The following is a 7,351-nucleotide window of genomic DNA, read 5'->3' as shown; positions in this document are numbered from 1 at the left end:
TCGCCCGTTGGCCCTGCGACGGCGGGGCGACGCCCCATCAGCCGCCGGAGCCCCTGGGAGAGGGTCCCGGCGAGAGAGCCCTCTGAGGCATGGGTTGCGCCCAGTCGATACCGCTTCGACAAACCATTTACGCTGACCGCGGTATCGCCCATCTAAATTACATCGGCGAAGGTTCGCTCCACCCTCCTAAAAAACATGACACCTCCGATCAACAGGACCAACACAACAGCCAAACTTACGCTCACCATGCTCCAGTCAGGAGCAGCCTTTCCAAGTAGCGCCCACCGGAATCCCTCAATGACACCAGCCATTGGATTCAGGCCGTAGTACCACCGCACAGGCTCTGGGACCAACGATGCGGGGTAAAGGACAGGGGATGCGAACATCCACAGCTGTGTAATCAGTGGAACCACAGAAGCCACGTCCCGATACTTTACGTTGAGCGCTGAAAGCCAAAGGCTCACGGAGAGAGCCGCAAGCAAGGCAACAGCTACAAGCAGAGGTAGGAAGATAACCGTCCACTGTGGTACCAATTGATACCACGCCATCATCCCGACCAGAATCAGCAACCCGACACCAAAATCTACTAGATTGATAAACGTGGCAGAAATTGGAATGATTAGCCTGGGAAAGTAGACCTTCTTTATAAGGCCTCCTTCTGTAACAACACTTAATGTGCTGCGCTCAAGACTCCGTGCGAATAAAGACCAAGGCAGAATTGCCGCAAACGCAAAGAGAGGGTATGGCAAGCCATCTGAGGGAACTTTTGCCAAATAACTAAACACAAGAGTGAAGATTAGTGTGCTGAGGAGTGGTTGCATCAGAGCCCAACTGGCCCCAATGACAGTCTGCGCATAGCGCGTCTTAAGATCTCGCCAGGCCAAAAAGTAAAACAGTTCTCTAGCAGCCCATAGCTCACGCCACCCGACTTGAATGTAGCCCTCACGTGGTTCGATCACTACGGTACCAGAATCCACTTGCGCTAACGCAGACTCCATGATCACTCCAAATCGCGAAACATCATAATGGGATATAAAACTCGCTGTGCACGCCTATGTTCCTATTGATACAGCCTCATACTAGACGATTGACAACGTTGCGGGCATCGTCGATGCAACCTGCCGCCTCAAATACGTCACATTACAAGAGTAGCACAGCCACGAAAAAACCCTAAGTAATGTTGTGCTGCTCATGCCCCCAGTGATCTACGGCAAGTGGTGCCAACGTTGCCGAAGGCTTTATCAATGGATAGACACCCAGCCTGGATAGGAGAGAAACGTAGACGAGCCCGTGACCCGAACCACGCATTCTTAAAAGTCAAACGATGGAAGAACCGATGCACAATGTGTGAGGAACCACAGGCCCCTAATTCCGACCAACGCAGACACTGGCATTCCCGGCAAAGACGCGAGAGTCATCATCCTCAATTCAGGAGAACATCTGATGGGCTTACGGGGGGAAAAGTCCCTTCCACCTTCATAGAGGCTTTCATTTGTATACCGTGGTACTGCGCAATTTGAGGAAACACTTCCCGTATGGGGGAAAATGCGAAATCTTGGAGAAGTGCTCGCAGCCTAAATTCCGTCTTATCAAGGTTCATATAGTGTCGAAGGCGTGATAGGATAGAACCTTCCATTCTTGGCTGCTTTGGATCAAACTCCCATGGATGCATATACATGACCAAAGGCGAGCCCTTCCTTTCTAGCTTACGTAGTAGTGTACGGAGCAGTGGGTACGGGTAAAGCCGAAAATACCCTCCACCAGCAACAGGCACACGTACACCCAGACATTTGACCGTTGAAGGAGGGACTTCCCAGAGAAGGCCGGAGGCCGTCGACAATTGATGTACATCCGGGTTAGCAGAAGGAACACCGTATCGGTCATGCACAACAGGAAATATACTGGAATCGTAAACATACCCTTCTTCGACGAGAATTTGAGTTGCCCACATTGTGTCCTTCGTGATTGAGAAACTTGGCGCACGATAGCCCAACACCGGTTGCGACAAAATACTTTCCAGAATCCCCTTCGCCTTCCGAATATCGTCACGAAAAGCGGCCGGAGTTTGAGCCGTTATGAGCTCGTGGGCATATCCATGTGAAGCCACTTCGTGCCCCGCTGATGCAATCTGACGAACCAAGGAGGAATATCTCTCCGCCACCCACCCAAGCACAAAAAACGTCGCCCGTATCTGTCTGTTGCCCAATAGTTCCAGCAACTTTTCGGTGTTAGCTTCCACGCGACTTTCATACTGATCCCAATGGCGCCGCCTCATGGGAGATTCAAAAGCGGAGACTTGAAAGTGTTCCTCGACATCAAATGAAAGGCAATGTTTGGCAATCGTATCAGGCATGTGCACCTTCTACCGCGCCCCCTCACCCATGAACATAACCTTCACTGTATGAACTACAATGCGAAAATCCAAGGCTAGGGACAGATTCTTGACATAAAACAGATCATATTGCAGCTTTACGTGCGAGTCCTCCTTCGAAGCGCCGTAACGAAAGCGTGTCTGCGCCCAACCGGTAATTCCTGGACGAACCGTATGCCTCAAATCGTAATAAGGGATCGTGTTTCTCAGCTCTTGAACAAACACAGGTCGCTCAGGTCTTGGCCCGACAAGACTCATTTCTCCCTTTAAAACATTAATCAGTTGGGGAAGTTCATCCAATCTCCACTTCCTGATCCAACGACCAACTCTGGACACACGTGGATCTTCGTTGGATGCCCATCGTGCACCGCTTTGTTCAGCATCCTGACGCATGGATCTAAACTTCCAAATCATGTATGGGCGCCCACGCAACCCCACACGCATTTGTCGATAAAATACTGGACCGGAGGAGTCTAATTTGATGAGCACAGACAAAACTAGAACGACTGGTAACAATGCGATCATTCCAACTATTGCCACAACCACGTCCAAAGCGCGCTTGAATAGCATCGTGAGAAGGCGACGACGAAAACCGGTTGAAAAAATCAAGGCGCTTGGTTTGAGGTGATCAATAGAGAGGCGCCCGGACTCCTCCTCATATAAATAGTGACCATCAACCACGTCTCTCCCCATAGCCTTCATGTCTAGAAGGGTCTGAACAGGTAGTACCGCGCGCCGATCCTCCAAGCAGACTGCCACTGTATGAACTTGATACCGCTCAGCAATCTCAAACAATTGGTCATAGGTCCCAATAATGGTGGGGTTCACTAAGCGCTCACCGACACGACTCGCATCCTTGTCTAGAAACCCAACAACTTCAGTAAAACCGGCCCGTTTCGCAAGTAGAGTTTGACACAAGTCTCTTGCCAGAGGCCCAACCCCAAGGATCAAGACCCGCCTCGTAAACTTAGGGAAACTAACCGAGACTGACACAAGCGGTTGCCGGGAGGACAAAGACTCTAGACCTGTCTCCTGATCTGATTTACTTGAGCTGTTCATGGTGCGCTTCGCGGTAATACTCTTGCTGCATGTAATACGGAGTGGTGTGAGCATCAAGGCCATTCAATATGATCCCAAGGTTGGTATTCTCTCCAAGAGCCTTGAGTGCCTTTTGCACAACATCTCGCCCTGTCATGCTTGCCTTCACCACATAGGCAATAAGGTCCCCCGTACTTGCAAGAACTTGCATATCGGCGAGTGGTAGTACGGGCGGCGCGTCTATAATGACATAGTCGAACTTTTCCTTAAGTTCGGCGACTAAATCAGACAACTGATGCATCTTGGCCAATCCTACCGGGTTGTCGCCAACTGATCCTGCTGGAAGAATCCACGGACCCGATTCCCCAAGCCGCTGCACACAATCCTCGATCGCCTTCGTACCTCGCAGCACTTCCACCAGTCCCGGATGCTGCCAGACGCCTGCATAGATATGTTGCATCGGTCGCTTGAGATCACAATCAATTACGATCGTTCTTCGATCAAGGTCCTTAGCAAGTACATAACCCAAATTAAGTGCTGTCGAAGACTTTCCCTCCCCCATTACTGCGCTGGTCACGACAATAGCCGTGCTTTTTCGGTCGCCAGTCATCAATTCAAGCCTGGTAGCTGCGACGCGATATTGCTCTGCCACGAAGGAGAGCGGTCGCCACATGGAAACCAGCTCTAACCCTGGGGTTGGAGCATGCAACTGCCCATTCTGCCCCCTCTGCCTCACAGATGCGGCAGGCAGGCCACCAGCAACCTGCATATCATCGCCGCTCTGCTTCCCGCTACCCGGTAGCATCAGTGAAGAACCACGCTTCTTGCCGGACAACGCTCTGACGGTTTGCATGGCCCCACCAAATGCACTTTCGTACAGCGGGATAGAGGCAATCACTGGAAGGCCTAGTGTGATCTCAACTTCCTCTGCGGAACGGAACCCTCTCCCCATCAGCTCTAATCCAACAGCCCCCCCAAAACCCAATGCACAACCCAGAACAAGTCCTGCGGCCATGATCAGCGGAATATTTGGGATCACAGGCACGACCGGTGTGTATGCTGGATCTACGATGCTGAACTTTGCTCCCTTACGTCCCTGCGCCAAACTCTTCTGCATGCCGGCGGTCAGTTTCTTATCCAATAACGACTGGTAATTTTTTTGAAGATTTTCATAATCTCTCTCAAGCGTCTTCAATTTTTGTTCCCGCTCGGGAGTATGTTCAACTCTTCGTTCATATTGTGACATCTCAACGGCGATATGAGCTTGACGGCGCTTCACTGCATCTAATTCGAGCACTATCTCGTCCCGTTGCTTTAACAACTCAGCGTGGTATGGATCAATCGCTTTTCGCTTGGATTTCTTCGTTGCTATCGGTTCATCCTCTGCCTCAGTTTCCGGCAAGAGGTCACGATATTGAGCCGAGGTCATCTCCTTTAGCTTTCGTATCTCCTCCTTGACTTGGACTAGGTCAGGATACGTATCCTTATACATCGAGGAAAGCTCTACCAACCGCCGCTCCAACTCCTTAATTCTCCCTAAGCGCGGATCTTTACTTCTTTTGCTGGATGTCCCGATTGGAGAATCGCCACTGACTTCCCCGGTCTCCTCGTAATCCTTAATTGACTTGTCAAGTTGGACCAGACGATTGGATAGACTCTGGGACTGCTCACCTTGAGAACGCATATCTTCCTGAAGACGATCCAATTTGCGCAGGTTCGCATCAATTTGCTGAGGCAACTCTCCCAAGTGCTGTTGCTTAAACTCTGAAATAATCTTCTCTTTGACCTCTAGTTCTGCCTTCGCATGCTTTAACTCAAGACCAAGAAAGTCTTCCGCTGCCTCAACACCCCGTTCCCGATCCTTCAGCGTTTCTTCGATAAAAAGATCACTGAGTCGTGACGTCACATCTCTGGCAATGATTGGGTCCTCGTTTGAGAATGACAGGGTAATGAATAACTTGTCCTTCGTCGGTTCAACCTTGATGGAGCCGCGCATGGCACGGATGGCGTTTTCTGATTCTGCTGCATCGGGATGATCCTTTTCATACCCGAAAAGTCCAAACTCGCCCGCAATCTGGCCGAGCGTTTTTCGCCCCATTACAAACTGTCGTACCTCCATGACCCGGTCATCCAACGTAGGCGTGTATACACCGCCAGCAGGATTGGGGCCGCTTACAATCGACTCCTCTATTTTGGCCCCTTCGAACCACATTTTCGTGGCTGAGAGGTACACCTTCGGTATCAGAGCACAAACCACCCCTGCAATACTCAACGAAACAAGTATCGTAGTAATTACTAGCCACTTGCGGCTAACAATTGCACGCCAATAATCCTCCGGAGACAACGTACGCGTGTTCATTTCTTTATATCCACCCCTCCTGATCCAGACTTACCTACTCCTGACTCAGCAGACGAAGAAGCGCCGGACATACCTTCCCAAAAGGCACCAGCTCGAAAGAAATCGCCACGGGGAGAATACGCATACGTAAAGCCCAACAAAATTACCTGTTTTGAGAAGCCAAGATCGCCCGCGCTCACTCCACTCGTTTGAGTGTCAAACATCAACCACTGGTGACTGAGCCGAGCGGTAAACATGGGCGTGATGAGGTAATTAAGCGCTACAGTGGTACCGTAAGTAGTGAAATTCGTTCCGATGGATTCCGAGGTAAAGCTACTTTTTGCATAATTAAAGAGCGCCTGGACACTCAACCTGTCTGTAATTCCGGCCATACTTGCCAGCATTATTGTGTGTGTGTAGATAGGCCCGGCCGTCTGAACAAAACTTGGAAATACGCCTAAGTTGTACATGAGAGTAACACGATACGATCCCGGGGCAGCGATTCCTCCTGGCATATTCATTCCAGCGAGAAGCGGGAGGAAGCCACCACTACTTATCACACCCCCTCCTGTGCTTCCCGTAGCTTCCTGAATTTCGCTTCCCAGCTTACGAAGGAAAGATGAGCCGGACACATAACTCAAACTAAATCCCCCCGTCGGCATCATTGTCGCTGGCACTCTTCTCTGTCCCCCGCTCACAGATGCATCTGGAATGGGTTCGATCAATGTCAGGCCTCCATTGACCGAGGAACTCCATTCTTTTGTCCAGCTGCGCCCCCACCCTGCAGCGCCGCTATGCGTCGCAAAATCTCCAAACTGTCCCTGGGACATTTGAGTAAACGTGTACTTTACGGTTAAGGTATCAACTGCGGAGATCTTGGATGTGGGGCCAGCTGAAATAGAATGGGTTTGCGTATCAAATACTGTATTCTGCGGCTGCCCTGATGCAGTCGAAGTCGGCGCTAAATTCCCCCCAAAGCTCAGTTGAGAATACGTGTAATTCGTCTGAAAATCGGTCGTGGGAGAGAGCGAGTAGGAATTAGAAAGGCCTATGTTAAACATGGTGGTCCTGATTCGTTGAGTCAGCAGGCCAGAATCAACTGGACCCGTAACTCCAAAGCCGCCAGTACCAAACCCACCTCCACCAAATCCACCACCGCCGAAACCACCTCCTACACCACCCGCTCCAAATGCTGGCGCCGACGGAGCGTACTGATACGTCCCGAAAATTCGAAACCCTCGCATCCTCGGCAACACTCTGTTCACCGCTTGTGCGAGATCGATTCCGGCACTCGCATTGAACCCTACGTTGTCAAGAGCTGAGTTGTTAACAAATTTTTGAACGACCGCCCCGACTGATAGATTCGCCTTCACGAGGGAATTGACCTGCATGAAGTTTAACTGAGGCGTGAGGGTGGTGATGAGATCATCGGCCTTTGTCCCAGGCGCAAGCTGTGACTTCGGCGTAAAGAAAACGTTACTGTCATATTGCTCGAGAACCGAAATGGACGGCACAACCCGAATTTGCTGGGCAGCTGAATCCGACAAGCCCAAGAAATTCGTGAAGACTAAGGCCACAGCCCACAGAGTGAATTTCCACATTCT

At 50.7% G+C, this 7,351-nt stretch carries 5 protein-coding genes; all 5 read right to left on the bottom strand.

The features are described from left to right. Positions 1–152: 152 nt before the first annotated feature. On the bottom strand, positions 153–998 hold the full coding sequence (locus KJA79_RS11630) for an ABC transporter permease (protein ID WP_213042219.1): 846 nt from the start codon (positions 996–998) through the stop codon (positions 153–155). 425 nt (positions 999–1,423) lie between these two features. Then, positions 1,424–2,353, bottom strand: a complete 930-nt coding sequence (locus KJA79_RS11625) for an XrtA system polysaccharide deacetylase (RefSeq protein ID WP_213042218.1) — start codon at positions 2,351–2,353, stop codon at positions 1,424–1,426. Between the two features lie 9 nt (positions 2,354–2,362). Next, a complete protein-coding gene (locus KJA79_RS11620) occupies positions 2,363–3,430 on the bottom strand; it encodes a TIGR03013 family XrtA/PEP-CTERM system glycosyltransferase (RefSeq protein ID WP_213042217.1) in 1,068 nt (355 codons plus the stop codon). Further along, entirely contained in the window at positions 3,414–5,768 is a 2,355-nt protein-coding gene (locus KJA79_RS11615; RefSeq protein WP_213042216.1) for an AAA family ATPase, read from the bottom strand. The genes KJA79_RS11620 and KJA79_RS11615 overlap by 17 nt, the downstream gene beginning before the upstream one ends. After that, a complete protein-coding gene (locus tag KJA79_RS11610) occupies positions 5,765–7,348 on the bottom strand; it encodes a porin family protein (RefSeq protein WP_213042215.1) in 1,584 nt (527 codons plus the stop codon). Before KJA79_RS11610 ends, KJA79_RS11615 begins: the two co-directional genes overlap by 4 nt. Between the last annotated feature and the right edge of the window lie 3 nt (positions 7,349–7,351).

This window comes from Nitrospira defluvii, from assembly GCF_905220995.1.
Classification (GTDB): Bacteria; Nitrospirota; Nitrospiria; order Nitrospirales; family Nitrospiraceae; genus Nitrospira_A; species Nitrospira_A defluvii_C.
This window is presented reverse-complemented; position numbering and strand designations above follow the sequence as displayed.

Bases quoted from the DNA above. Each gene is read 5' to 3' on its own strand.
- KJA79_RS11630 (WP_213042219.1), bottom strand. From the start codon at position 998: ATGGAGTCTGCGTTAGCGCAAGTGGATTCTGGTACCGTAGTGATCGAA.
- KJA79_RS11625 (WP_213042218.1), bottom strand. From the start codon at position 2,353: ATGCCTGATACGATTGCCAAACATTGCCTTTCATTTGATGTCGAGGAA.
- KJA79_RS11620 (WP_213042217.1), bottom strand. From the start codon at position 3,430: ATGAACAGCTCAAGTAAATCAGATCAGGAGACAGGTCTAGAGTCTTTG.
- KJA79_RS11615 (WP_213042216.1), bottom strand. From the start codon at position 5,768: ATGAACACGCGTACGTTGTCTCCGGAGGATTATTGGCGTGCAATTGTT.
- KJA79_RS11610 (WP_213042215.1), bottom strand. From the start codon at position 7,348: ATGTGGAAATTCACTCTGTGGGCTGTGGCCTTAGTCTTCACGAATTTC.